This is a genomic window from Prevotella sp. C561 (assembly GCF_000224595.1).
Classification (GTDB): domain Bacteria; phylum Bacteroidota; class Bacteroidia; order Bacteroidales; family Bacteroidaceae; genus Prevotella; species Prevotella jejuni.
Window position 1 is genome coordinate 13844 of sequence record NZ_JH114160.1, and the last position, 25432, is coordinate 39275.

General features: G+C 38.6%; 24 protein-coding genes and 2 pseudogenes. 22 read left to right on the forward strand and 4 right to left on the reverse strand.

All coding sequences use genetic code 11. The features are described 5' to 3' along the window. The first annotated feature begins 7 nt into the window (after positions 1-7). The 15 genes and pseudogenes from HMPREF0666_RS18290 to HMPREF0666_RS15105 all read left to right on the forward strand — a co-directional run bounded on the left by HMPREF0666_RS18290 (position 8) and on the right by HMPREF0666_RS15105 (position 17044). The gene (locus HMPREF0666_RS18290; RefSeq protein WP_009013236.1) at positions 8-1021 is read left to right on the forward strand and encodes a S1 RNA-binding domain-containing protein; all 1014 of its coding nucleotides are present in this window, start codon (positions 8-10) and stop codon (positions 1019-1021) included. Continuing rightward, positions 969-2129, forward strand: a complete 1161-nt coding sequence (locus HMPREF0666_RS18295) for an ATP-binding protein (RefSeq protein WP_232214137.1) — start codon at positions 969-971, stop codon at positions 2127-2129. The genes HMPREF0666_RS18290 and HMPREF0666_RS18295 overlap by 53 nt, the downstream gene beginning before the upstream one ends. Continuing rightward, on the forward strand, positions 2105-3067 hold the full coding sequence (locus tag HMPREF0666_RS18300) for a hypothetical protein (protein WP_009013238.1): 963 nt from the start codon (positions 2105-2107) through the stop codon (positions 3065-3067). The genes HMPREF0666_RS18295 and HMPREF0666_RS18300 overlap by 25 nt, the downstream gene beginning before the upstream one ends. After that, the gene (locus tag HMPREF0666_RS18305) at positions 3034-5589 is read left to right on the forward strand and encodes a hypothetical protein (RefSeq protein WP_009013239.1); all 2556 of its coding nucleotides are present in this window, start codon (positions 3034-3036) and stop codon (positions 5587-5589) included. Before HMPREF0666_RS18300 ends, HMPREF0666_RS18305 begins: the two co-directional genes overlap by 34 nt. Positions 5590-5600: 11 nt before the next feature. Beyond that, the gene (locus HMPREF0666_RS15050) at positions 5601-7895 is read left to right on the forward strand and encodes a PIN domain-containing protein (protein WP_009013240.1); all 2295 of its coding nucleotides are present in this window, start codon (positions 5601-5603) and stop codon (positions 7893-7895) included. 89 nt (positions 7896-7984) lie between these two features. Then, complete coding sequence (locus tag HMPREF0666_RS15055; RefSeq protein ID WP_009013241.1) at positions 7985-9448, forward strand: ATP-binding protein; 1464 nt, start codon at positions 7985-7987, stop codon at positions 9446-9448. A gap of 12 nt (positions 9449-9460) precedes the next feature. Beyond that, on the forward strand, positions 9461-9748 hold the full coding sequence (locus HMPREF0666_RS15060) for a helix-turn-helix domain-containing protein (RefSeq protein WP_009013242.1): 288 nt from the start codon (positions 9461-9463) through the stop codon (positions 9746-9748). A gap of 4 nt (positions 9749-9752) precedes the next feature. Then, a complete protein-coding gene (locus tag HMPREF0666_RS15065; protein ID WP_009013243.1) occupies positions 9753-10739 on the forward strand; it encodes a hypothetical protein in 987 nt (328 codons plus the stop codon). A 101-nt stretch (positions 10740-10840) separates the two neighbouring features. Further along, positions 10841-11458 (forward strand): annotated as a pseudogene (locus HMPREF0666_RS15070) (transposase); the annotation flags it as partial. 486 nt (positions 11459-11944) lie between these two features. Next, on the forward strand, positions 11945-12286 hold the full coding sequence (locus HMPREF0666_RS15080) for a helix-turn-helix transcriptional regulator (protein WP_042856491.1): 342 nt from the start codon (positions 11945-11947) through the stop codon (positions 12284-12286). Beyond that, positions 12286-12666 (forward strand): hypothetical protein, encoded by a 381-nt coding sequence (locus tag HMPREF0666_RS15085; RefSeq protein ID WP_009013246.1) that lies wholly within the window; start codon positions 12286-12288, stop codon positions 12664-12666. Before HMPREF0666_RS15080 ends, HMPREF0666_RS15085 begins: the two co-directional genes overlap by 1 nt. Continuing rightward, positions 12663-14723 (forward strand): bifunctional DNA primase/helicase, encoded by a 2061-nt coding sequence (locus HMPREF0666_RS15090; protein ID WP_009013247.1) that lies wholly within the window; start codon positions 12663-12665, stop codon positions 14721-14723. Before HMPREF0666_RS15085 ends, HMPREF0666_RS15090 begins: the two co-directional genes overlap by 4 nt. Continuing rightward, positions 14711-15019, forward strand: coding sequence for a helix-turn-helix domain-containing protein (locus tag HMPREF0666_RS15095; protein ID WP_009013248.1), 309 nt, complete (start codon positions 14711-14713; stop codon positions 15017-15019). The genes HMPREF0666_RS15090 and HMPREF0666_RS15095 overlap by 13 nt, the downstream gene beginning before the upstream one ends. Positions 15020-15438: 419 nt before the next feature. Next, on the forward strand, positions 15439-16044 hold the full coding sequence (locus tag HMPREF0666_RS15100; protein WP_009013249.1) for a DUF6088 family protein: 606 nt from the start codon (positions 15439-15441) through the stop codon (positions 16042-16044). Further along, positions 16037-17044: a nucleotidyl transferase AbiEii/AbiGii toxin family protein gene (locus HMPREF0666_RS15105; RefSeq protein WP_009013250.1), complete on the forward strand. Its 1008-nt coding sequence runs from the start codon at positions 16037-16039 to the stop codon at positions 17042-17044. The genes HMPREF0666_RS15100 and HMPREF0666_RS15105 overlap by 8 nt, the downstream gene beginning before the upstream one ends. Before the next feature lie 83 nt (positions 17045-17127). Here HMPREF0666_RS15105 and HMPREF0666_RS15110 read toward each other — a convergent pair whose 3' ends face one another. Beyond that, on the reverse strand, positions 17128-18741 hold the full coding sequence (locus HMPREF0666_RS15110) for a helicase C-terminal domain-containing protein (RefSeq protein ID WP_009013251.1): 1614 nt from the start codon (positions 18739-18741) through the stop codon (positions 17128-17130). 462 nt (positions 18742-19203) lie between these two features. Between HMPREF0666_RS15110 and HMPREF0666_RS15115 the strand changes: the two genes are divergently transcribed. The 7 genes from HMPREF0666_RS15115 to HMPREF0666_RS15140 all read left to right on the forward strand — a co-directional run bounded on the left by HMPREF0666_RS15115 (position 19204) and on the right by HMPREF0666_RS15140 (position 24065). After that, positions 19204-19398, forward strand: a complete 195-nt coding sequence (locus HMPREF0666_RS15115) for a helix-turn-helix transcriptional regulator (RefSeq protein ID WP_004351958.1) — start codon at positions 19204-19206, stop codon at positions 19396-19398. A gap of 203 nt (positions 19399-19601) precedes the next feature. Beyond that, positions 19602-20618 (forward strand): sensor histidine kinase, encoded by a 1017-nt coding sequence (locus tag HMPREF0666_RS15120; protein ID WP_006045133.1) that lies wholly within the window; start codon positions 19602-19604, stop codon positions 20616-20618. Continuing rightward, entirely contained in the window at positions 20615-21364 is a 750-nt protein-coding gene (locus HMPREF0666_RS15125; protein ID WP_006045132.1) for a LytTR family DNA-binding domain-containing protein, read from the forward strand. Before HMPREF0666_RS15120 ends, HMPREF0666_RS15125 begins: the two co-directional genes overlap by 4 nt. An 11-nt stretch (positions 21365-21375) precedes the next feature. Next, positions 21376-21711 carry a hypothetical protein gene (locus HMPREF0666_RS15130; protein ID WP_009013252.1) on the forward strand — a complete coding sequence of 112 codons (336 nt, stop codon included), beginning with the start codon at positions 21376-21378 and terminating at the stop codon, positions 21709-21711. 89 nt (positions 21712-21800) lie between these two features. Then, the gene (locus HMPREF0666_RS18310; protein WP_232214138.1) at positions 21801-22910 is read left to right on the forward strand and encodes a hypothetical protein; all 1110 of its coding nucleotides are present in this window, start codon (positions 21801-21803) and stop codon (positions 22908-22910) included. Positions 22911-22926: 16 nt separating this feature from the next. After that, on the forward strand, positions 22927-23502 hold the full coding sequence (locus tag HMPREF0666_RS18315) for a hypothetical protein (protein ID WP_232214139.1): 576 nt from the start codon (positions 22927-22929) through the stop codon (positions 23500-23502). Between the two features lie 5 nt (positions 23503-23507). Further along, a complete protein-coding gene (locus HMPREF0666_RS15140; protein WP_009013255.1) occupies positions 23508-24065 on the forward strand; it encodes a hypothetical protein in 558 nt (185 codons plus the stop codon). A gap of 180 nt (positions 24066-24245) precedes the next feature. Here the strand turns inward: HMPREF0666_RS15140 and HMPREF0666_RS15145 are convergent, their stop codons facing one another. The 3 genes and pseudogenes from HMPREF0666_RS15145 to HMPREF0666_RS16965 form a co-directional block, all read right to left on the reverse strand. Continuing rightward, entirely contained in the window at positions 24246-24662 is a 417-nt protein-coding gene (locus tag HMPREF0666_RS15145) for a hypothetical protein (protein WP_006045128.1), read from the reverse strand. A 353-nt stretch (positions 24663-25015) separates the two neighbouring features. After that, the gene (locus HMPREF0666_RS15150; RefSeq protein WP_009013256.1) at positions 25016-25327 is read right to left on the reverse strand and encodes a helix-turn-helix domain-containing protein; all 312 of its coding nucleotides are present in this window, start codon (positions 25325-25327) and stop codon (positions 25016-25018) included. 3 nt (positions 25328-25330) lie between these two features. Beyond that, a pseudogene (locus tag HMPREF0666_RS16965) lies at positions 25331-25432 on the reverse strand (DNA-binding protein); the annotation flags it as partial.

Genomic DNA, 25432 nt, shown 5'->3' on the forward strand with positions numbered 1-25432 from the left:
ATTGTTTATGACAACATATAATAATCCTATAGTCGGCGATATTATTCGCGTAAGAATTACCAGCATCAAGCAAGAGTTTGGAGCGTTTGCAAGAATGCCCAATGGCGTTGACGGATTGATTAGGCTTCATGATATAGCTTGGTCAAATCAGTCTGTTATTCTTTCTAAATTATCTGTAGGTGACTATCTTGATGTTAAAGTCATCAAAGAATTACCTGATGGAAAGTTAAATCTTAGTCGAAAAGACCTTCTACCTAACCCACGAACAGTAGAAAAAGGTACTATTTATAAGGTTACCATAAAGTCCATTGAAAGTTTTGGTCTTATAGAAAACTTAGGAGATAGCACAGCGCTTGTTCATATAAGTGAACTTCCCAAAATAGAGTATACAGAAGGTGAAGAAATTACTTGTGTTGTAATAGACAACAACTACGACGCTGAGAAGCATCGTAACAAAATATCTATGAGTGTATTGGCGTTGCATGATTATTATGCAAGAACGCATAATGAGAATGAGCGAATAAAAGGTTTGTTCAAAGGTATTATACAAAACGAGAATTCTATATCTGCAGTTGTTGAAGCAGATGGATTGGTAAGGGTTGTTGTACCTTCTAAACGTTTTGTTGAACCTTATAAAACAAGGTTGGTAAACAATGAAATAGCCATCGATGAGGAGCTTGAATTTGTGTATCTAAAATACAATGAAAAATCAAGGGCAGTTGTTTTTGATATGCGTCCCATCGAAGCCGAGGAAAAGAAAGCTAAAGTTTATTGGCTGCGTTCACAACTAAATAAAGGCGATATTGTTGATGCTATAGTAAAAAGCGTTAACAACAAAATGGCTGTTGTAGACATTGGTAATACAGGTATACTTAGTAATATAGATAGAGATGAGCTATCGCCTAATAAAGTTGTCCGTGCTAGCGATGAAGTGTTTCCTGGAGAGCATATTCGTGTGGCATATATGGGTGAAGACAACGGAGAACTGCTCTTTAGTAGAAAGTTTTTTTGTCGAAGATAAATATGACGAGAATCTCTATGAACTTAGCCTTACTGATCTGTTGACTACAATGGGATTAACTACTAATCAATTTGTTGGTAAGGTTATAGAGATTAATTCCAAATATTTTATCACTGATTTAATGTCCACAGGTGAAACCAATGAAGAAAACAATGGTAAGTTACTCTTAGACCCGATTAATGGAAAATGTCTTATAGTTGTTGTAGATAACAGGTTGCGTAACTTCTTTGTTCCAGGCAATTACTATGAGGTTGAGATTGACATGCCACGCAAAGAATACCGTTTAGAGCAGGGCTCGCCTTATATGTTCTGTGTGCTATCTAATAAAATCAAAGAAGTTGAAAACCCATATAAGGAGTCTGTTTCCCTTTCCTTTAAACAACATACCAGTCCTAATACCAACACTAGTGTAGCCAACTTGCTTGAAGAAGTCGGCCAAAATCTCTATACCAGCAAAAAAAGAATGTTTTTCGAACTTCTTCAAAATGCAGATGATGCTGCTCCTGAAAATGGCGTTAAAGTAAAGTTACAACTGAGCGATAATTATTTCGTACTAACCCACGACGGATTTGCTTTCAATAAACATGATTTTGAATCAATTACATCAGCAGCTAAAAGTACTAAGAGTGCAAATAAGAAGAAAACAGGATACAAAGGTATTGGTTTTAAGTCGGTATTTACGAATTCTGAGTCTGTATTAATAAAAAGTGCTGGTTACAATTTCTCATTCGACAAGAGTTTACCAGTCTATAACGATTTCAAAGCCTTTTACTTCCATGTCAACGACATAGAGGAGGATGTAGAGAAGCAAAAGGAATTTCTCCATAAATATGCCAAATATCAAAGAGAATTCAATGGTGTAAAAGATATTCCATGGCAATTATTACCAATATGGTATGAATCATTGAGAATTGCCCCCTCTGGTTCCATTTTCAATCAAAAGGAGAATGTTGCCATTGCCCTAAAAATGGACGAAGAAACTCTTTCTGAATATAACGATGCAATTAAAGAGGTGTTTTCTGAGCCCAGATTTATGTTATTCCTTAGGAATACTAATCGAGTGCAATTAATAGATCAAGATAAATGTTTGACTATTCAAAAAACATAGACAGAAAGAATAATACAGTTTCACTAGTAAATTCTTTCAATGAGGATCATCTATCTGAAGATTTCTGTATTTTCTCTTCGGACAATATTTTCGTGAATGACGACGAATTCAGAAAAGCCGGTATTCAAATCAAGAGAAAGGAAAGGATTAACAATAGAGGAGAAAACGAAAATTATTTTATCAAGCTTGATCAAGACGGCAATGAGCTTACAGAAGTTACTGGTATTCCTGACCGTATTGCATCGGCTACAGAAACCGCTATCTCATTCGCCATCAGGCTTAATGAAGAGGGGCATGTCATGCCTATTGGAAAAGATGAGTTATCATTATATGCTTATCTTCCGATGAATGAGCATAGATTTAAATTCCCTTTCTATTTGAATGCTGATTTTATTCCCAAGTCAGACAGAGAAGGAATCCAAAGCGAAAATCCATGGAATTATTTCTTATTTTATTCAATAGGAAAGGAAATAGTAAGCATGGTCGCAAACTATGCTTCAGAACTCAATACAAATTATCTTAATCTACTGCCAACAAAGGAACTATCTTACTCTAGTCAGGATACAGCTGCTTTGGTAGATTCATTTAACCGTGGATATAAGGATGCTCTAACAAGCATACCATTTATCCTTAATGATATTAGCGAAAGCGTAGGACCAGATAACATTATATTTGATGCTTCAGGTCTATCTGCTGCAATCGGTGCATCCTCTTTCTATAGACTCATTGGCACCACAAAGCATTTACCTCATGAGTCCATTGATTCAAGTTCATTGTCTAAAGATATTTTTGGCATAGAAAAGATTACCACAGAGGCAATCATCTCTATACTGGAGAATAATCTTGATATTCTTAAGAAATGGATAATTGAATCTAGTGATGAATTACGTACATCTTTCTACGAATGGCTGGCAAAAGAAAAAAGGCCCAGTCTCTAATTCCACTCGTTCCTACATTTATGTTTGGAGAAGAATGGAAAACAACTAGTGAGATTAATGTAGAAGATAAACTTTTGATTTCAACGGAGAAAATTTCTACAATCAAACCAATATTATCAAAACTTGGGTTTAAATGTTCTAATCATTCTATTGAAGATCATCCTTTATCATCGTTTATTGATAGCCAAGATGAGAAATCAATTTTTGAAAAGATAAAAGAAGAATCATTGGATCTACTCACATATAATGAGAGATTACAATTGTTTGTCAACGTTTCAAAATTTGAAAACATCGGAGCTGAAACTCTTAAGAAATGGGAAATATTTAAGAATCAAAATGGCAGCTACAGTCCATTGTCTTCAATGTTTGCATATAATTCCAATTGTCCAGTTTGGCTATTTGATCATATGCTAAAACAAGAAGAGAGTAATGATTTTATAACTAAGTATCTTGTTGCATCGACAGATATTTATTCTAGTATTATCGAACCATGTATAGATGATTTGATAGATATCACGGATATTTCAGAGATACATAAAACATTCCTGTCATATTGGAGACCAGGGTTTACAACATCCCTGTTTTCAAAAAGCAATATACCTACGGCAAGTCTACTTCACATTGTCGAACAATCTGACCTGAATACTCAGGCGGCATATGCATCGAGCATAAAAGCCCTGCCACTCTTAAGCACGTCTGAGTATAACAAAGAATCTTTCGAATATAGATGGATGAGGATGGCTTTATCCAACGATACAGCTATTAGTCATGCGCGCTCAATAGTAACAATTGATGGTAAGAGCTTGTCCGAATATAACCTTAAGGATGATTTCTCTATAAGAATAGGAGCAAATATATATACTTTCTCTCTTTCCCAAATACTACCATCATATTCGTCGTCTTCCATACTGAGCAATGTAAGTTCAAAATTTTCTGGTATTGATGGATATGAAAAAATCTTTGCTCAAAGAGAAGTTAATCCGACCGATGTCCGAAATCAGTTGTATAAGGAACTGAGTGCATCAACTCAATTAATCACAGCAGAACAATTCTGTTTCCTTGTTGTGTATAGAAGGTGTTATGGCTACAGTTATTTCGATAATACGCTAAAATCATGCATTCGTGCAAATAACCAGGGTCTTTTCATTAAAATACTTGAAAAGGGTATGTCACTAGATATCGCAGACATGTTAAGTCCTGTTATTGCCAATGGAGAAGTTCAATATCCTTTCACTAGATTAATTGGAACATATTTTGATAGTAATGAATTTACCTTACCTACAGAACAAGTTCCTCCGTTCATTGGAAGTTGGGCAAATACGCCAGAGAAGAAACAATTTTTGATTCAACTTGGATTGCATGACAACGAAAGTAAAGAGATACAACGACGAAAATCATTTAAGGAGGACAAATTAGAGAATGTATGGAATCTTAATGATACTAACATTATCAGATCCTTCTTTAATTGGGTTGCGAACTCTTTTCAGCTTCCAATAGAATCAGAAAATCAGGTAAGTATACTGACAAATCTCTACAAAACATTACGACTTACTGGCTCATATAATGAAGAAGATTTCAGTGAGGCAGCTGAATGGTCAAATCAGTTGTATTTAGATTGGAAACAGAATTCTAGAATATCGATATATATAATAGAAGGAGAACTCCCATATAGAGGAATTTATAATAACATCTATTTATTTAAAGGATACACTGGCGAATATACGTATTTCCCTAACTCTAGACACATATATATAACAGCAAACAGAGAACCTGCTTCTTCTTTAGCTGATGTTTATTCCAATTCCACGTTAAGATGTCCTTTCACCAAAGAGGACTGGAATAAGATATTTCTTGTTTCGGCAGATATTGTTCAAGAAAAGGATGAACGCATTGCGGAACTTGAAAGATTACTTGAAGAAGCCCGTAGAGATAACAGTTCAAACAATTATGATGATCCCGAAGTGGAAGGACACGGAAAGTATACTGAAAAAGACAATACTGACCAAGAAACCAGAAAACAAATTAATCTTGAAGCTAGATTTGCGGCCAAAGATTATTTGGATTGTTTGGATGATTATGATTGCTCTGAATGGGATCCAGAAGATAGTAGTCAAATAGTAGAAGGAGTTATTAAATATAAAGGTAAACCTATTACAGTTGCAATAACTAGTTCTCGTGGACGAAAATTGTATCTGCACCCTTGGGGCTTTACAGAAATAATGGAAGACCCTGACAACTTATTACTTAACTATGGATTTGACAAATGTATTCATTCCTTAAGATTCAAGGATATCTTTATGGATAATCCAGATGTCAATCTCATTTTCGATACAGATGTTATAAGTCCAAAACTTATTGCTGATCTTTCTAATCAATTCAGGGGGTCAAAACATACTTGCTTTGTGATTGAAAATCCCAAATACTCTCAGTCAGATGCTATTCAATCTTTCGGTTTAAACGAGAAGAAGGAAGATGGGTACGTTGATTTAGGCTTTTCAGATGATGATATATTTAATTTTTAATAGGAATAGCTATGTATTATACAAGAGAAAACCATAAGCGCTTCTTAGACAAAGAGTTAACAGCAATTTCTGAATCATACTTGAAATTACTGAATACAAAAGCCATATCTTTGTTAGCAAGCAATGACGTGTATGTTACTCAATATGTAAAACTTGACTTGAAAAAAAACGATATAGGAGCAGACAGAAATGTTTTGGGCTCTGGCCAATTAATGCTTCGCTTCAAAAAAGACAAAGGAATTCCTCGAAAGAATGAATATTTTACAGCCGTTATCTTAGAGAAGGATATGTGCCTTCCTAAAAATTGGGGTGACACTACATGGGGAAAACTTCGTTCACACCAAGTAGAATTTTCTGAAGTCCATTGTGTGTGGCAAGGAAAAACCGATGATAACGGATTCCTATTGTGTGGATTTTCTGGTATTTCCTTAGAGATGTCCCAATATCTTATAGATAATCGACTAGAAGGTTGTGTTATCATTTTGGGACCCCAAGAGCCACCAATGGAATATTATCAGAACCTAATAACTGTTATCAGCAATACTTCACCAGATTATCCTGCAAAAGAAATATTAGATTTTGACAAAAGAAATATAGTATGGAATCCTGAGAGAATTAATTCTAATAGTTCTCAGGTTGACAAAATTGTTGCATTTCTCAACTCAAACAACGAATTGGTTTTTCAAGGACCTCCAGGTACTGGTAAAACGCACTTGATGGCTGCAATTGTCGCACGACTAATAACAGAGAACAAAAGTGTTCTTGTTACAGCATTGACAAATCGTGCTTTGATTGAATTAGCTCAAAAGGATTCTCTAAAAGAGTTTCTTATTCAGAAGAAAGTAAAGAAAACAAACGTATCTGCTGACGAACTCATTTCTTGCAAAAACATATGTCCAGTAGAAAGTAAACAGATAACTTGTATGCCTGGAAGTGTAACACTATCAACTTTCTACAATGCAAGTGGATGGGCAAAGATATGCTATGAAGAGCAGCCATTCGATTATGTAATAATGGATGAAGCAAGCCAAGCCTTATTTGGAATGATTGCCGCTTGCAAAAATCTAGGAAAAAGAATCATTTGGATTGGTGACCAAAACCAGATGCAGCCAATTATCCTATTAAGTGAGGAAACTCTGGTTAGGAATGATTACGGAATGTTGGCCAATGGTTTTCAAACTCTGTGTGACAACTTTGACTTTAAGTCATATATCCTCACAGAGTCACATCGCTTATTACCAAACGCCGCATCATTAACAAGCCTCTTTTACCACACCCCTATCAAGTCCGTTGCTGATTTTGAGTACCAGATTGATGTCAACAAGTTAACGTTTGCCACACAGAATGGAGGTTGTTCTCTGATATTTACAGAAATGCCTATCGGGGAAAAGGCTGATCGTTCTTGTTGTTCATATGCAATTGATATAATAGCTGAGATTCTAAGTTGTCATCCAAAAATCTACATTTCAGTTCTATCGAAATTTCGTACAACAGTTAGAATGCTACAAAATTGTTTTGTGAGTAGATTCGGTGGGCTTAACAACGTGCTTATAGATACAGTTGAAAGAGTTCAGGGTATGACGTGTGATATATGTCTATATTACATACCCAATACTATGATGAGTATGTCATTAGAGAAATCTCTATTTAATGTAGCTACTAGCCGAGCAAAACAACTGACAATTATTGTTTCTGACAAATCTATTTTGAACACTACCTGCGACAGGACTGTAGCAACATATTTACAAAAAGTATCTATGGGTGATTTCACTCCAGTTCCTTCTCAAAATAGAGATTATACAGAAAAGTTTATTGAAGTTGGGGATCTCAATCTTAAGATAAAAGGAAAAATCGATATGTCGCAGTTTGATACACCGAAACAGAAATTTGTCAGGTCTGATAGTAAAAAGAATATATATATCATTGATACAAATGTCTTTGTTAATTATCCGGATATCATTTCTAAGATAGATTCAAAATATTCTGTTGTGTTATCGGCAAAAGTAATTGATGAGTTGGATAAACTTAAGATTACACTTGATAGTGAAGGTAAACGTAATGTGGGAAAAGCATTACGTAAAATCAATAAGTCTTTAGATTGTCCGAACGTATCCATGGAACTATCTGATTCATCATTATTGCCTAACGACTTTAATAAGAAATCCCCAGATAATAATATTCTTTCTGTAGCTCTTAAGTTCAAAGATGAGAATCCTATTTTACTCACCTCTGACAATGGATTACAGGTTAAAGCAAAAGGGTTAAAAATTGCTACTATCTCTCTTAAAGAATTTCTCAAACGATAATATGACGCTAGCAATATATATAGAAGATCTGCTGAATAAATTGAAGGTCGAGTCCTACAGAATTGAATTAAAGAAGAAACAAGAATAATATGATTAAAAATCTTGATATTCGCCAGTTGATAGGCGAAGCTACAGAATATGACAAGAAACAGGCTTTGGAGGTGAAGAAAGCCAAGAGCTGGTGTAAGAGTGTGAGTGCCTTTGCTAATGGCATTGGCGGTAAACTTGTATGGGGCATTGCGGATGATGACACGTTAGTTGGACTTGCCGATGCAAAGGGCGACGCTGAGAAGATCAGTGAAGCCATCAAGACCCACCTTGATCCAATTCCTGATTTTAATCTTTCGTTTGCCAATGCGGAAGGGAAAGACTTTGTGATATTGGATGTTATGCCTGGGACACAGACTCCTTATTACTATATTGGTGATGGTCAAATGCAAGCGTTCGTTCGCGTGGGCAACGAAAGCGTAGTGGCAAGCATGTCGAAACACAAAGAACTTGTACTAAGGGATTCAAACATGTCGTATGACAGCCTTGTGTCTCGTTGGAGATTTGAGGATATGGCCTTCACCGTACTTCGCGCGACTTATTTTAAACGTACCAATCGTTCTTTTGAAGATAACGACTATGAGTCCTTTGGCATCGTCAATGAGAAAGGCGATCTGACTAATGCTGGTGCCCTGCTTGCCGACTACTCTCCGGTGCGTCATTCTCGTCTGTTCTGCACACGTTGGAATGGGCTGGATAAGGCTAATGGCGTGATGGATGCTTTGGACGATGAGGAATATACTGGCAGCTTGGTTACACTCTTGCAATCAGGACTTGACTTTGTGCGTCGTAACTCTAAGAAGGCATGGCGCAAGACCGCTGATAATCGTCTTGAATATCCAGAGTACCCAGAGCGTGCCGTGGAAGAAGGATTGGTAAACGCGCTAATTCATCGCAATTATCTTGAGTTGGGCAGTGAAGTACACATTGACATGTATGATGACCGGCTTGAAATCTTCTCTCCTGGCGGGCTCCTTGATGGAGGCTCTATCAAAGATATGGATGTGATGAATATGGCATCTCGCCGTCGCAATCCTGTACTTGCCGACATCTTCAGTCGCCTGAAGTATATGGAGCGTCGTGGTTCTGGCTTCAAAAAGATTGTATCTGCATACAAAGGGCATGATGGCTACACCGAAGGCATGGATCCCACATTCTCTACCCCTTGGGATTGTTTCGTTCTTACACTGCCGAAGTTTAATGTCGACGGTGTAGAAGGCGTTTATATTAGTTCTGATGACGTTACTGAACCTGGTGGTCAGACAGGGGGTCAGACAGGTGGTCAGACAAGTGGTCAGACAGATATTGATACAACCATTGCAGAAGTGCTTCGACTGATAAAAGAGAATCCTAAAATAACAAGAAAAATGCTTTCTGACGCTATTGGAGTAGCCTCCAGTACTATTCAAAAGCATATTAACCGATTGAAGAATGAAGGTTTCATTCGTCGTATTGGTGGTGACTTTGGTGGTCATTGGGAGATTATAGACACAAAAGAAAAATAAGTTTGTAGAGATATGTTATTCGGAAAGAAGATTAGAGAACTAAGAGAAGAGAATGGCGTACTGCAACGCCAGTTGGCTGCACTATTGGAGATAGATACCCCGATGTTCAGTAAGATTGAACGTGGCGACCGGCGTGCTAAACGTGGACAAGTTACTAAACTTGCAGAGTACTTCCATCAGGATGAGAACGAAATGCTGACCCTCTGGTTGGCAGACAAAGTGCTTGATGCGGTAGATGGCGAGCAAGAACTCAGTTCGCAAGCTATTGAAGTTGCCCAAGAACAAATCAAAGAACTGTAAAAGTATGGAGATTGACATTTTTCCTGTACCACATCGAAAGGATGGGATGGCTCGAAACTTTGACAAGGGTTTCCTTGGCATTCTCATCATCACTTACGTCGTAGCGGCTTTCAAGACAGCTCATTGTATTATGGGAAATGATGCAGAAAAGGAGTTCATGTGCTTCCTGCTCACAATCCCGATATTTATTGGCTATTACGCTCTGTTTGTGCTTGTCTGTCATGGCATCAAGAAGGGACTCTATGCTTTCTTCAAGTCTCATCGCAAAGAATGGAACAGCATAGCAGACCGCGAGGAGATGGAGGAACACATCGCTCAAAACCTTGGCCAGATACAGAAGAAGGTGCAAGAGAAGACTGCTACTGTCAACAATCAAAAGAATGCAGCACCAGCTGTGGTTGACGCTCCCAAAACTGATAGCAATGTCAAATCACAAAGTCCGGAAGAAGTATCTGTTACTCCTGAGGCATTGGCAAAGTTGCAGTTGAAGCGTGACATCCAGAAGGCACATGACGAATTGGAGGTATTCATCAACCAAGTGCAAATTGACCGTAAGCAAATGAATGAAGCAAAGATCGCTCGCGAGGCAAGGAAACTTGAAGCCATCCTCAAATACACTCGTTATACACTCATGCCTCATGGTTTCTCGGATGAGGAACTGTATCAGATAGAGGAAGCTGTCAAACTTCTTGTTGAACTCAATGGTGTAACCCGAATGGAAGTCCTCTCCATCGGCAAAAAGAAAGACTTGAAGCAGGCTGACCTGAAGAACTTCTGTTGGAATATAACATACCAATATGGGATAAATCCAAAAACCACAGCCCTGTTTGCGCTCAATCTGTTCTATGCCTGGTTTAGCAACACCGAACCTTCAAGCATTCAAAAGACGCTGCGCAACACAACTGGCAGACATACAATTGAAATAGACGAGAACATCATAGAGCATCTGCCAAAGTTGAAAGAAAAGGTATTCGACAAGACTCACCAATAGCTGAGTTATCGATTTCTATTTTTGTTTGGCAATCCTGCCCCAATACATCTTCTTATCGTTCACGTGCGTTCACAACTATCTGATACACAATAGTGTTTAGATTTGAGCTTTCAAATCATGGTAAAAACTTTTTCTATCGAATGATGATTCGCCCCCAGATGGATTGGAGACGCTTGATGAACCACTTTGCACTGCGTTATATGTGCCTTTTACGTAAGTATAGCGAAGTTCCTCAATCCAATACCACTACATGTTTCATTATAGATGACACCGTGCTTGAGAAGAGTGGCGTGAGGATGGAGGGTATCAGTCGTGTTTTCGACCATGTAAAAGGTAGGTGCGTATTGGGCTACAAACTGCTACTTTGTGCATTCTTTGACGGCAAAACAACCATACCCTTTGATTTTTCACTACATCAAGAAAAGGGGAAGCAAGGCGACTGTGGGTTGACAAAACAGCAACTCAGAAAGGCATATCACACCAAGAGGAATACCGGCAACCCTGATTACAAACGCTTTCAAGAGCGTAAGATGTCTAAGCTGGAAGTCGCCATGGATATGCTTCGCCGTGGATGGAAGATGGGACTATATGCCAAGTATGTGATTACCGATAGTTGGTTCACTTGTGAGCAACTTATGGCTTGTGTTAGAAGCATAGGTAAAGGGGCAATGCACTTTGTCGGACTTGCTAAAATGGGAAAGACGAAATATACTGTATCAGCCTGAACTAATCCATGATATGTCCTTATCGCTGTTAGCTAAATATTTACCTTTTTGTACTGACAGTCTCTGTAGCAGAAATGTAGCAGCAAACTGACTGGTTTATGACCGCTATTTTGACTATCTGTTGAAAGCACGCCCACTCTCATTTTCGGAGTACAAAGTTAGATCTTTTTGTTTATATCTCCAAATCTTTGTGCCATAAATATTTAGAGATTTTACTGCTACATTTTCCAGTGCAAGGTGCAAGCCCTTATATATAAAGGGACTTGCACCTTGCACTGGAGTTTTACAAAACAATAATAATTATACAAAGATATAAGAGTAATAAAATGTTTTAGATTTAGTTCGTTATATTTATTGGTACACTGTGTATTCCGCTACTAACAAACAAACTTGCACCGTCTGCAAGACGGATTGCATAGTGTGCAAACATTTGCATGTGGCGGGTTGCTCTTGTAACGGTGCTTTAGTAACTTTATAAGTATGAAAAAGTTATTGGAAATGCTGAAGTCAGCAAGAGTGGAAAATGGTTATTCGCAGGAGTATCTGTCTGTTATTCTGAAAGTTAGTTCGAGTCGAATCTCGCGCTGGGAAAGAGGAAAGACAGCAATGACTCTTGAACAAATTCTGATGTACGCTTCAAAGGTGGGCATCCCGTCTACCAAAATATTTGAGTTTCTTGCACGTAATGGGCAGCCCGGTCCTTTACCTATAGCAGAAATTCATCTGGAAGTTTTTACTGAGGAAGCATTCAGAAGACTTTCACAGTTAGTCAGTGAACTTGGAATAGAACATGTAACAATTAAAACCAAACGATTACGCTGATGGAAATAATAGCAGTAGAAAGCCAAGCCTATCAAGAACTGATAGACAAGCTCAATCGTATTGAGCAGTATGTTGAGCGCACCTCCCGTCTTATTCAAGACATTGACGACGAGCTGGAGATGACCACGAAAGACCTAATCGGGACTCTGAATATTTCAGAGTCCACCCTTTACCGCTGGCGCAAGAAGCAGCTAGTGCGTTACCGCTACACGGAGGGTGGCGATGTGCGCTACTTCTTCAAGTCTATCGTGATAGCCACGAAATGTAACCGGCTCCGCGTATCAGGTATGAGAAACGATGAGGTTCTTGGGCGACTCAACCGTTTCAAGGACAATCTCATCATGAGTTCATGTCTTAACCCTAAAAACCGACAATTATGATAGAAAAGGAACAAATTCTTTTACTTACACAAGGAGGTCTGAATGTGTTTTCACATTTCCTTGGCTTTGAGGTAAACCTTCATCGCAACTTCCGAAGCCCTTTCTATGACGATAGGCGGGCTTCCTGCCATATCTACTACGACAGGAAAACTTCTTCTTACAAATTCTATGATCATGGAGATACCACCTATTCTGGGGATTGCTTCTGGTTTGTGGCAACCCTCCGTAATTTGAACCTGAAAACAAGTTTTCCCGAAGTATTGGAAACGATTGTACAAGAACTTGGATTGTATTCTTTATGTAATGGTGAAAAGCATAGCAGCCATATCACGTCAGCATATAAAAAAACTATTGTTCCCACTCCTAAGGCTGATATAACCAAGTGTACGGAAGAACGTCCATATAGTTTTGAGATACAGCCATTTGACGATGGTCTGCTGAACTATTGGGCACATTATGGCATCCATGAGGATACACTCCGTCGCTTTCGTGTACGGAGTCTTAAGCGCTATGAAAGTGTATCTGCTGAAGGCAAGAAGTTTGAACTTTATAGCTCACCTACGGAACCTATGTTTGCCTATATCGGAAACGGCTATGTAAAGATATACCGACCTCACAGTCCAAAAATCCGCTTTCTTTATGGTGGACGGATGCCTGCCACGTATTGCTTCGGAATGGAGCAGATTCCTGCCAAAGGAGATATGCTTTTCATTACAGGTGGAGAAAAGGATGTACTCTCATTGTATGCACACGGCTTCAATGCAATCTGCTTCAACAGTGAAACGGCACAGATATCGACCAGTATCATTGAGAGTCTTCAGCTTCGTTTTAGGCATATCATACTCTTGTATGATGCGGATGAAACGGGTGTACGGGAAGCACATAAACAGTCTGAACATCTGGTGGAATACAAGGTCTTGAACCTTTCACTTCCGCTAAGTGGTACAAAGTCTGAAAAAGACATTTCTGATTTCTTTGCCTTAGGCAACGGGGCAAAGGAACTGAAAGAGCTGCTTGCCAAGATGTTCTCAGATCTATATAGCCAAACCATGATGATGTTACGTTCCTGTGAGATTGATTATGAGAATCCACCGGACATTTCCAAATCAGTAGTAGCAGTAAACGGTGTGCCACTCGGCACACAGGATAACCTGTTCTGCATTACTGGAGGTGAGGGGACAGGCAAGAGCAACTATGTGGGTGCCATCCTTGCCGGAGCGTTGGGAGAAAAACGATTGCCGATAGAGAAGACCTTGGGATTGGAGATTACCGCCAATCCCAAAGGCTTGGCGGTCCTACACTATGACACGGAACAGTCCGAGGCACAACTGCACAAGAACTTGGGTAAGACACTGCGTAGGGCTTCTTTGACGGCAGTACCGGAGTTTTGCCATTCTCTGTACCTTGCCTCTCTGTCTCGTAAGGACAGACTGAACCTTATCCGTGAGAGTATGGACTTGTTCCATCACAGGCATGGAGGTATCCACCTCGTGGTGATTGACGGAATAGCCGACTTGATACGTTCTGCCAACGATGAAACGGAAAGTATTGCCATTGTGGACGAGCTTTATCGCTTGGCGGGGATTTATAATACCTGTATCATCTGTGTGCTACACTTCGTACCGAATGGTATTAAACTCCGTGGGCATATCGGCTCAGAATTGCAGCGCAAAGCAGCGGGAATTCTTTCCATAGAGAAAGATGATAATCCCGAATACTCGGTGGTAAAAGCATTGAAAGTCCGTGACGGAAGTCCGTTGGACGTACCGATGATGCTTTTCGGCTGGGATAAGGCTGAGGAGATGCACGTTTATCGTGGTGAGAAGTCAAAGGAGGACAAGGAAAAGCGCAAGACTGAAGAACTCATTGCCGTTGTCAAAGAAGCCTTCCGAAATTCTTTCAAGCTCACTTACCAAGAACTTTGTGAGGTACTGATGCGAGAAATGGAAATCAAGGACAGAACTGCAAAGAAATACATCGCCTATATGAAAGAACAACGTATCTTGGCACAAGATACCAATGGTAACTATCAAAAAGGAGAACTATGCCGTACATAGATTATAAAACCGAAGACACTTGGCAAAAACGCCTGTTTGACAAGCTGATAAGCGTCGAGGATAAACTCGACCGCCTGCTTGTCCTGCAGGATCAATCTGTTGACACAACCGTCCATCCTCCCCTGAAACCGGAATATCTGGATATCATAGATGTATCCAAGATACTCAAAGTAGAACAAAAGACCATCTATAATTGGGTGTGGGCAGGAAAAATTCCTTATCTCAAAGCCAATGGCAGGTTACTTTTTCTCAGGGAAGAGATTGACGAGATGCTGAGAAGGCGAGATAGTTGGTGATGCGTATTTGTTGGTTTTTATTGTTGTTTTGTTGTGTAAATGCAAGCAGTTACATTACAAAATAACGGTTACAAAATTGGGTTCTACTGTAATTAGTGTGAGTTAACATATGTCTAGATCACCATAGAAGAATAGAATCGCTATCCGATAGCGTTCGGCAGTACCATATCCTCTGCCGATGGTCTTGATTTCTTCATACAGACTATAAAGATACGAATTTCGTGCCGCTTAATGCGGGATACGGCATGTTAATTCACACTAAATCCCGCAGAACCCAAAATTGAAAATACGTACATTAATACTGGCATAGCTCGTTAAGCTCGTACTTTTCTCTGTTTTTTGTGCTGATTATGAGATTTTATATGTACCTTTGTTGTCGTGAATAATGCATTATTTCGCGACAAAATACAATTATAATTATGACAAAAAGCATTGAAAGTAAAATACTTATAAAATCAAAGAAGTGCGGACGTGGTTCTGTGTTTTTTGTGGGGGATTTTATTTCGTTTGGCAATCGAGATGCCGTTAATAAGGCTTTGGAACGTCTCGTAGAAAAAGGACAGATGCTTAGAGTTGCACGTGGCATTTATTGCTATCCCAAAATGGAAAAAGTATATGGTCTGGGTATGGTTCCTCCATCGCTTGAGGATATTGCCAAAGCAATGGCAAAAAGGGATGGCGCAAGAATTGTCCCAACGGGGCTTTATGCCCAATACCAGTTAGGACTGACTCAACAGATACCGATGAACATAGCTTACTTAACCGATGGCGTCTCACGTACTATAAATCTTGGCGAAGGGAAAAACATAAAATTCAAGCGCGTCTCTCCCAGATATTTCTCCATCCGTAGCCAGTTGGCCCTTCTCTTAACAACAGCCCTTAAAGACTGGAAAGTAGAGAACCTGACTGATGAGCAGGTTGCTACCATTAAAATGAAGTTAAACGAAAATCCTCACCTTCAAGTTGCAGACCTCAAACTGATGCCTTCAAAGGTAAGGGAATTTATAGTTGGTCTATATGAATAGGTTTCTTGGATTATCCGACTCACAACGGAAAAGCGTCTATGAATCAATTGCAGATAAAGTCGGGTTACCCGCACAAGTGATAGAGAAAGATTTTTGGGTAACTGCAATCTTGCAAACTATCTTTTCACTTCCTATAGCAGAGCATCTTGTTTTCAAAGGCGGCACAAGTCTGAGCAAAGGTTGGAAACTTATAGAACGATTCTCGGAAGATATAGATGTTGCTGTCAATCCTGTTTTTCTTGGTGCTCCTGAAGGAGATCTCACGAAAAAACAAATCAAGAAATTGCGCAAGGCATCATCGCTTTTTGTTTTAGAGGAACTAACCCCTATGATGTGTGAAGAACTAAAAAGACAAGGCTTGCTGTCGTTTGTCACAGTTAATGCCCAACCCAATGGCGAAGGTGACGCCACCTATCCCGAGCCACGTCAGATTTATCTTCACTACAAATCAGTTTTTGACAAGGAGCTTACATATCTCCGCCCTGATATTGTATTGGAAGTGAGTGCACGTTCATTGCTTGAACCGACAGAATCAATACAAATTAAAAGTATTATTGGAGAGCATCTTCCGATTACACCATTGGCTGACAGCGCCGTTCATACTGCTATTCCCGCAAAGACATTCCTTGAAAAGGCGTTTTTGCTTCACGAACTCTTCTCCATTCCCGGACACGGAATGATAGCAGAGCGCAAGAGCCGACATCTTTATGACCTTTACGTCATGATGAATAAAGATTTTGCAAAGAAAGCCATTGCAGATGATGCATTATGGGAATCTATTCGTCATCATAGAGAAATTTATACTTCAGTGAAAGATGTGGATTATACTCCTGATGTACGCAAACGTCTCAGGATTGTCCCCCGGAAAGATATTCTTGAAGAATGGAAATCAGACTATCAGGCAATGATGGAATCAATGATTTATGGCAAAAAGCCTTCATTTGAAGAACTGTTAGATGCACTATCCGAACTTCAAGAAAGGTTTAGGATAAGCAAATAGTAAACAACACAAGTAATCTATTAGATTTTGGCAATAACAAGCGTTATTTGCCAAAATCTAATAGAGAGAACTAAGGAATAACGTTAAGGATAATGCCGCCATTTCGGTTTGAAACTCTGCGAATGTTTCTCCTCTTTTGCATCCTGAACAGAAAGGTTATCATTCCCTTTCCCGACAGAATGATTGTTGCTGGACAGACCCTCTACTTGCTTCATTTTCTCTTTCTCTGTTTCCTCTGTTTTCTCCTCCGGCGGTGTAAGCGTAAGCGCAATCTTTCTGTCTAATTCAGCAGCTTCACTTTTGAGTGAGCGAAGCTCGTCCTCTTTTTTCCAAGAACTGTTGGCAATGTTGGTGTAAACGTCTTTATTGGCTACAACCTTTGCCATTTCCTTCTCATGCGACTCTATTACCTTTGGAATACGCTCCAAGGCATTAACGAAGTTCTGACACGCAAGTTTCGGGTCTGTTGCCAACTTACCGTTATTATAGGTATAGTAGATACTCTCCTGCCCTTTCACAAAGAAGCGGTTCACCGAACAGTCGAACAAGTCCTTGGAAGTACTCTCTGTCTTGACCATTATGGAAAAACCATAAACTTCACCGATTTTGTTGTACTCGCCTTTGGTGCGTGCTTTTTCGTCTATCTCCTGCAGACGGGCAGCAATGGCCTTGATATCGGTGCTGTCTTCTACACCTTTGATTGTCAGTTTATTTATAGGTGTACCTTCATCATCACGCTCCACACGCTGCTCAAATAGAGTGAGGTCAGATTGTGCCTCCTTGATTTTGTCCGTATGGAAGGATACAGAACTTTCAATCTCTGCCAACTTGCCCGTTGCGGCATCACGCTCACGAAGGAAGTTCTTACGTTCTGATTCCAAGGTGGTAATCTTCTTATCCAATCTTGCTTTCTCTAAAAGGTCGGTATTACCCGAAAGCACTGCTACGTATTCTGAGAAGTTCATGCCGCTGTCCTCATCCATCGAACCCTCATCGATGGTACGACTGCCAAGCGTGTTCGTCTTTAGCTGATTAATGAAAAGCTGCTTGTTATGCAGCAGGTTAAACTTGTAGCTATCCAAGGAACGTTCCACGGCATAGATAATCACATCGACCTTGTTGTCCGCAAACTCCTTGGCAATAAGATTTCCCTTGCGCACGGCTCGTCCGTTGCGCTGCTCCAAGTCTGAAGGTCGCCAAGGTGTGTCCAAATGATGGACCGCAACGGCACGTTGCTGAGCATTCACACCAGTACCCAACATGGATGTAGAGCCGAAAATAATACGAATATCTCCACGGTTCATCGCATCTACCATCGCTTTCTTGGCTTTCTCGTTCTTGCATTCTTGAATGAAGCGTATCTCGTAGGACGGGATATGATAGTCTTCTACCAGCTTACGCTTGATTTCCGAATAGACATTAAAGTCTCCACCGGGCTTATAAGTACCTAAATCAGAGAAAACGAACTGCGTACCTTTCTGTGCGTCGAACTTTCGATAATAGTCATTGAGCATCTTGGCACAATGACTTGCCTTGTTGTCGATATGATCTGAGTACCCATTTTCATCTATCATGCGTAAATCAAGGCTCATCTTCCTCGCGTAGTCTGTTGCAATAAGCATCTTTGCCCTTTCCTCACTCTCACTCAGAGGTGCACGTCCTAAGATTGTAGCATCGCCACTCTTGGCAAACTCCATCAGTTTGCCGATAAAAACTTCCTGCTCGGGTGTAGGCGGAATGTTGTGCAGTATCTCATTCTTCTCTGGTCTGTCGATACCGATGTCCTTGGCTGTACGAAAATCGCAAATCTCCGCATAAAAGTAGTGTCTGTGAATGTAATCGACTGATTACTAATAGGAAACAGAATATATGATATAATAAGATGAACGATTAAGAAACGAGCGAGTTTCTTTTCCTTTCTTTATTCTGCAATGCTTCAAAGAACACGTTAATTCTATGTTGCAAAGATAATGATTTCTTTATGAAAAGCAGTAGGAATTAGAGAAAAAGTGCTTGTTGTTCCATTCTTTTTACTTTTCAAATAATTACAAAAGGATAGATATACAAAATAAATCTATAAATATATCGTAAAACAAGCGGTTTGATGAAATATAATTGTTATCTTTGCATTTGATAATTGTAAATCAAAAGCTTGGAAGATGAAACTGAACAGAATAAAACTTGTGCTTGTGGAAAAAGAAATTTCCCAAACGCAATTGGCAAAGGAACTTGGCAAGAGTTTCAGTACAATCAATGCGTATTGCAGCAATCGCAAACAACCCTCTTTAGACTTGCTGAATAAAATAGCGGAATATCTATCCGTGAATATCAAGGACTTAATTGTCGATAAATAAGAAGTAGGTATGGAAGATAAAATATTAAAGTCTGTTTCCTGCGAGGACGTCAGGGTGAAATTCCAACTCTCATGTATCTTATGGGTATGAATCAAGTATGTTTCCTTTAAAGGTCTAAAAACGAAGTATGTCAGTACCTTCCTGCACTTATTTAATCATAAAATTGAGTGTTTTGACAATTCGTTATAAATTTAGAGCAAAAAATGAAAACAAAACATCAGATTAAACAATGGTTGCTAATCACTATCATGACATTTTTTCTTTATGATGTGATATGGCTTGCTGGAGATTATGATGATTTTTCACGGAGTGTTTTAAACCATTCAAGTGAAATTATTGAAGATTTTGTTTATTGCTCATTATTCTCCTTGACAAGCATTTTTATATGTAATCAGCTTATTAAACTGTCTGAGAAACGTCAGCATATAACAAATAAGCAATTAACAGGAATGGCATGGTATATAGTCTTTATAAATATAATTCTCGCTTTGATTTGTGAGTTTATTTATGAGGACGTAATTTGTAACAATCCCCCTGATGATGATTGTTGGGGAAACTCTTATATCTTTGCCTTAATTGCATCTTTCATTGGACTGATTAACGTGAATCATTACTATACAAAGATTGTTGAAAGTTACTACAATGAATATATATCGTTTAAGAAAAAATCTCTCAAAGCTCAGTTAAATCCACATTTTCTATTCAATAGCCTGAGTGTCTTGACTGAGTTGACAAGAGAAAACGGGACTAAGGCAGAAGAATTTACGCTTCGTCTTGCAAATGTGTACAGACATGTATTGAAGACAATTGACATGGATCTCGTCCCGTTGTCAGAAGCAATACTTTTTGCAAGAAATTATACTGACATTTTGCATGTGCGGTTCGGGGAGTCAGTTGTATTCCGTATTGCTAATTTCCCTATAAATAGTAATGAGTATATGTTGCCAATGAGCATACAACTCCTTGTTGAAAATGCGATTAAACATAATTTTGCTTCCCGTGAAAGCCCATTGATTATATGTATAGATCGCAAGGATGATAAAATAATAGTGTCAAACAACATGCAATCATGCAAAGACGATGTGGCGAGAATATCTTTTTCCTTGGGTATTGGATTGCAAAATTTGCAACAAAGATACATCCTCGAGACAGGAACAGGTATTGATATCAGGGAGTGCAACACAGAATTTAAAGTATACATTCCAATTATTGAAAAATGAATAAAATTGTTATTATAGAAGATGAGGCGTTAAGTGCAAAACGCCTCATTAGATTGATAAACGACTACGATGATTCCATTACAATCCTGGGGCCATTTCAAACAACTGATGAGGTCAAGAACTTTCTTGCAAGTGATCACGATTATGATTTAATCATATCAGACATAAGACTTGGCGCATACACTGTATTTGAAGCCTTTGAGTTGAACATGCCAACTTCCTTTGTCATTTTTACAACCACATATGATGAATATGCTATGAATGCTATAAAATCAAACGGCATAGATTATTTGCTTAAACCTGTGAATAGTAAAGAGCTATTCAACTCTTTGGATAAAATCAATATGCTATTACATCAAGATACTACGCCTACTGCACTGTCTGTAGTGGCACGGGACATGCAAATATGGCGTTCACGCTTTTTGGTTACAAAAGGGGATGAACTAGTTTCATTGAAGGCTGACGAAATTAGTTGCATTTATAGTGGAAAACGTCAAGTTGTGGCTTATAAGCATGATGGCGAAACCTATGTCATGAGCGACAAACTGTCTGATTTAGAAGAAACTCTCAATCCTGACGTTTTTTTTCGCATTAATCGACAATATATTGCAAACATCAATTACTTAGAAAAAATTTCATTCTTTTTCAGTTCTAAACTTCATGTCAAGATTAAAGGATGTAATGATAGCAATATAATAATAAGCAAGGACAAGGCTTGCAAATTCAAGCAATGGCTTAGCAAATAATTTATTGTCTTATGAAAAAAATAAAGAACACACATTTTTATATTTATGCTTGTAATTCATTGATTGCTTTGCTTTTAATGACATCATGTAGTACTTTTAAAGAGATAGTCAAAGAGGATATCTTCGAATCCATCACTGACCCCAAAACTGGAACGCCCGTTTTTACACGAGAGTATGATACGAAACCTTATCAAATTAATATTGGAGAAATCATAAAGGCTAGAAAAGAACAAAAAAAGGAAAAGAAACGAGAATTAATTGAGAATTACAAGATAGAGCAGACCGACAGTGCGCAAAAATTAAAGGTAGACTCAACAAGCAAGTGCAAATTCACGAGCCCCTTTTAAAAAAAGCTTGTAGTGGAACTTGCCAATTATTGGGAATGTATAAGTTAGAACACTAATTTTTCCGTCTCGCTGACATTTATTTCCGTTTCATGACATTTCAACTTGCAGAAATAGTATATGTTATATACTTTTGGTATGCTCTAAATTGTTTAATTCTAAATAAAACTCAACATGAAAAATTAGCATTCTTTTTGTTGACTGCAAGTCTCATTACAGCTTGTTCGTCAGATGACCTTAGTCAGGATGTTACACCAGCACATGCAGTTAACCAATTAGCGAGTTCGTCAGTTTCGGTTTCAAACGAAGGGTACTTGGTGTTTCCTACAATCCAGAGTCTTCAAAATTTCGTGGAGCAATATTCAGAAGACAATACGAAAGCCTCCGCATACCACAAAGTTTTACCTAACACAAGAGCAACAGGTGGGGGTCATTTTGAATCTGTAGCAGATTTGAGTGAACGTCTTGCTAATGGTCGCCATAAAACACGCGCGAACTCTGAAGTTAGTATTGACAGAAAAGACAACAGCATATTCTATGAGGATCTAGAAGGACTGAATGAGTTGGAAGAGATGACCGAAGACGAATATAATGTTATGAAGGCGGAAAATTTGCTCTTTGATGATATTATGACGCATATGGTTGACACAACTCTTCGTGTATGCGTGGAAGGTAGACTTTATAAAATCACAGATCAGGGGACATTCTCCATTGATGTCAAGAAAGAGAAGCTGCTTGATGAATCTATCAGAACATTTAATCCTGAACTTAAGCTTAAAGTAAATCCAGGAGCTTCTGTCGCTCTTGATGAGAATGTTACTTTCACAAGAACATTCTCTGATAAAAGTATTCAATATTCTGAATTTGAGGCTGTAGACGAACCAATAACAGCAACTCTAACTCGAGCAGCATCTAATGACACATATACAGAGAATGCTTTTCACGTGGGTTATAATACGAACTCATATTTATGGAAGAATCATAGCGTGGTACAAAAGTTTTTCGATTGGCTCAGGGGCAAGGATGTGTCTCGCGAAAACTACTTCTCTAAAAAACATCGTGTTCAGATGGAAGTGTTTGATGTGAACTATGGATTTTATGCTAGTGCTGGTATAAAAGTAAATATGCAGAAAAGGAAAAAATTCTTAGGCATCCCATATTGGAAAGGAGAAAAAAGCTTCCAAGATTGTAATTGGATTTAATGGTTTAGATGGAGTTATGAAATACAACAATCCAAGAAACTATTCTACCATTAATCCTACAATGAATACGAATTGGAATACTTTTACGGGTGCAATAAATAATATTCAGTCAAATTTTTTCTATGGCAACTATCATAAATTGAAGTTCATAAAAGATTGGACAGACGATATAATATGCTTGATTCCCGAAATTAAGATTGGAAATACTGATTGGCGTGAGAAGATAGGCAACAAACTTTATGAAGCACCAGCTAAGGCTGTTTATTCTCAACTAAAATCATTGGAGAACAAGTATATCTATTCTCCAGTAAAGAAAAGAATTACATCAACAGATCCTATGATGGCTTACTTAGTATGGGGTAACACAAATATTGAGTTTAATAAGGAACATCCGTATATTACCGGAGTGAAAGAATATACTAATTGTAAATCAAGATCGGTAATCTTTGATAGATCATTCGGATTTTCGTTTAGTAATGTTGGAGGCGTTTCTGGTTTCCTTCCTTCCGAGTTTGATATAAAAAAACTGGATGTGTTTGGTGCTGCTTATTATGACCGTCAGTGGCGTGGAGTCCGTTTCTATAAATATTGATAATTATGCTAAGATATATTGTCTTTTCGATTATGACAATGCTATCTCTAGTGTGTAACGCACAAAAGATACCTGTCAAATGTTTTGAAACTGAATTTGATTTTGGTGTTACTTTGCCTCTTGATCAGTATCATGGTGGGAAGAAATTAGTTGGCCCATCATTAGCAGTAAATCTTCGATATAACATCAAGGATACACCTTGGGACTGTGGCCTTTTACTGCAAACAGATGGAGCACGACGTGATTTCTGGCATGATAAAAATAGTGATAATTGGCAGTCTAATAGAACTATGGTTTTGGCCGCTAATGGTGGTTACAACTTTCGGCAAGGACAAAAAGTGAATCCTTTCATTAGCGTTGCTTTAGGTGTTGGATTTAATCAAGTTGTTGGAGATAAGTTCATGGATATAAATGCAACGTCTCCTGTTATCATGCCAAAAATTGGTGTGGAATTATGGCATATGCTTAGAATAAATTCACATGTCATGGTAACTCGTAAGGGATTTAACACATATGGATTAACTCTTGGATTAGTCTTGGGCGGACGACCTAGTAAGAACTAAATGTAAGAACTGTTGTTATAAAGATAGAGGGTAAGTAAAAACAGCAATACTACTTATCCTCTATCCATCTTTTATCTGTATTAAACAGAAAACAAATTGTAACTTAACGTGAGTTCGACAAAATCAGATGTTTTAATCCGTCGAACTCACGTTAAATTATGATTTACCCAACAGTTCTATCTACTCCGTATTAGAATACTCCTCCGTTAGTTTTATCGCTTGCACTTGCAGTTTAATAATAGCTTCAGAATAGGCTTCGAGTTTGCAGAGCATTCTTTTTGCAGTAGCGGCAGAGTGATAACTGTTTAGGGTCTTGACTGCTTCGTTATAGAAAAAACCAATCTTGTGAATTTGAGATATTATGTTAGAGAGATCACGCAAGTATTTCTCATCCGACTTGTTTTCTGTGATAACTTTGAATGGTTCTCCAAGTAATCTTGCCCTTAGATAATCGCTCTTGGTTTTTGCTCCCGACTTTTGATATAGCTCAATAACTTTCTGCTGGTCGTGAGGATTGGGTATTCTGATGTGCCATCTGTCCCATTTGGGGTTGGTGGAACATCTGCCATCAGGCTTGTTTATGTTCTTTCTTTTCATCGTTTCTATGTTTTCTAATCACGACTTTGGAGTGATTTAATCCCCTTTCGGGGCAAGGGTCTTTGTGGTACAAATGACAATTTGTGGTACAAAGACACACCTTGCCAGTATAAAGAAAGAGATAGTTTGTTATGTTCCATAAAGTAACCTTTCTGGGGTGCTTTTGATAGACGAGAGTTCAAAGTTCAAGAAGTAAGTCAAGAGATAAGTTTAGACTAATTTCTTGACTTACTGACTTTATGAGCTGACATATTTTTGACTAAAGTTAATTTTGACTTAGGTCGAAACTGTTTTTTTGACCAAAGTCATAACTGACCATTTGACTTAAGTCGCGACTGATTTCTTAACTTAACTCATAACCTACCTGTTTGCGGTATTGGATTATAATGCCTTTCAAGCATTGTCTGTATGTCGCTCTGCTTGTATAGTATCTTCCCTCCGATTTTGTAGAAAGGAAGCGTTCCTGCATTTCTGTACTCTTGGAGCGTGCGTGTGCTGAGCCGTAATTGGCTGCAAACCTCCTCACCCGAAAGGTAAACTTCACCATTCAGCATCGGACGGGCGGTAGCGCAATACCGCTCCAATTTCTTCAATGTGCCCTCCATCAGTTGTGCAAACAACTGCATCTGAGGGTCTTGCTGTGTAATGATTTCGTTCTCTGTCATAGTTCATTCACTTTTTGCGTTCAGTAATTCCGTGATGTCGCTTTCCTTGTAATAGCACTTATGTCCAATCATTAAGAAAGGGATTTTCCCCGTATCTCTGTATGA

What these genes read in the sequence shown, in the direction of transcription:
- HMPREF0666_RS18315 (WP_232214139.1), top strand. Translation starts at nt 22,927, where the DNA reads ATGAAATACAACAATCCAAGAAACTATTCTACCATTAATCCTACAATG.
- HMPREF0666_RS15110 (WP_009013251.1), bottom strand. Translation starts at nt 18,741, where the DNA reads ATGGAGTTTGCCAAGAGTGGCGATGCTACAATCTTAGGACGTGCACCT.
- HMPREF0666_RS18290 (WP_009013236.1), top strand. Translation starts at nt 8, where the DNA reads ATGACAACATATAATAATCCTATAGTCGGCGATATTATTCGCGTAAGA.
- HMPREF0666_RS15065 (WP_009013243.1), top strand. Translation starts at nt 9,753, where the DNA reads ATGGAGATTGACATTTTTCCTGTACCACATCGAAAGGATGGGATGGCT.
- HMPREF0666_RS15105 (WP_009013250.1), top strand. Translation starts at nt 16,037, where the DNA reads ATGAATAGGTTTCTTGGATTATCCGACTCACAACGGAAAAGCGTCTAT.
- HMPREF0666_RS15095 (WP_009013248.1), top strand. Translation starts at nt 14,711, where the DNA reads ATGCCGTACATAGATTATAAAACCGAAGACACTTGGCAAAAACGCCTG.
- HMPREF0666_RS15060 (WP_009013242.1), top strand. Translation starts at nt 9,461, where the DNA reads ATGTTATTCGGAAAGAAGATTAGAGAACTAAGAGAAGAGAATGGCGTA.
- HMPREF0666_RS15115 (WP_004351958.1), top strand. Translation starts at nt 19,204, where the DNA reads ATGAAACTGAACAGAATAAAACTTGTGCTTGTGGAAAAAGAAATTTCC.
- HMPREF0666_RS18305 (WP_009013239.1), top strand. Translation starts at nt 3,034, where the DNA reads ATGGCTGGCAAAAGAAAAAAGGCCCAGTCTCTAATTCCACTCGTTCCT.
- HMPREF0666_RS15145 (WP_006045128.1), bottom strand. Translation starts at nt 24,662, where the DNA reads ATGAAAAGAAAGAACATAAACAAGCCTGATGGCAGATGTTCCACCAAC.
- HMPREF0666_RS15130 (WP_009013252.1), top strand. Translation starts at nt 21,376, where the DNA reads ATGAAAAAAATAAAGAACACACATTTTTATATTTATGCTTGTAATTCA.
- HMPREF0666_RS18310 (WP_232214138.1), top strand. Translation starts at nt 21,801, where the DNA reads ATGACATTTCAACTTGCAGAAATAGTATATGTTATATACTTTTGGTAT.
- HMPREF0666_RS15150 (WP_009013256.1), bottom strand. Translation starts at nt 25,327, where the DNA reads ATGACAGAGAACGAAATCATTACACAGCAAGACCCTCAGATGCAGTTG.
- HMPREF0666_RS15100 (WP_009013249.1), top strand. Translation starts at nt 15,439, where the DNA reads ATGACAAAAAGCATTGAAAGTAAAATACTTATAAAATCAAAGAAGTGC.
- HMPREF0666_RS15140 (WP_009013255.1), top strand. Translation starts at nt 23,508, where the DNA reads ATGCTAAGATATATTGTCTTTTCGATTATGACAATGCTATCTCTAGTG.
- HMPREF0666_RS15080 (WP_042856491.1), top strand. Translation starts at nt 11,945, where the DNA reads ATGAAAAAGTTATTGGAAATGCTGAAGTCAGCAAGAGTGGAAAATGGT.
- HMPREF0666_RS15120 (WP_006045133.1), top strand. Translation starts at nt 19,602, where the DNA reads ATGAAAACAAAACATCAGATTAAACAATGGTTGCTAATCACTATCATG.
- HMPREF0666_RS15055 (WP_009013241.1), top strand. Translation starts at nt 7,985, where the DNA reads ATGATTAAAAATCTTGATATTCGCCAGTTGATAGGCGAAGCTACAGAA.
- HMPREF0666_RS15090 (WP_009013247.1), top strand. Translation starts at nt 12,663, where the DNA reads ATGATAGAAAAGGAACAAATTCTTTTACTTACACAAGGAGGTCTGAAT.
- HMPREF0666_RS18300 (WP_009013238.1), top strand. Translation starts at nt 2,105, where the DNA reads ATGTTTGACTATTCAAAAAACATAGACAGAAAGAATAATACAGTTTCA.
- HMPREF0666_RS15125 (WP_006045132.1), top strand. Translation starts at nt 20,615, where the DNA reads ATGAATAAAATTGTTATTATAGAAGATGAGGCGTTAAGTGCAAAACGC.
- HMPREF0666_RS15085 (WP_009013246.1), top strand. Translation starts at nt 12,286, where the DNA reads ATGGAAATAATAGCAGTAGAAAGCCAAGCCTATCAAGAACTGATAGAC.
- HMPREF0666_RS15050 (WP_009013240.1), top strand. Translation starts at nt 5,601, where the DNA reads ATGTATTATACAAGAGAAAACCATAAGCGCTTCTTAGACAAAGAGTTA.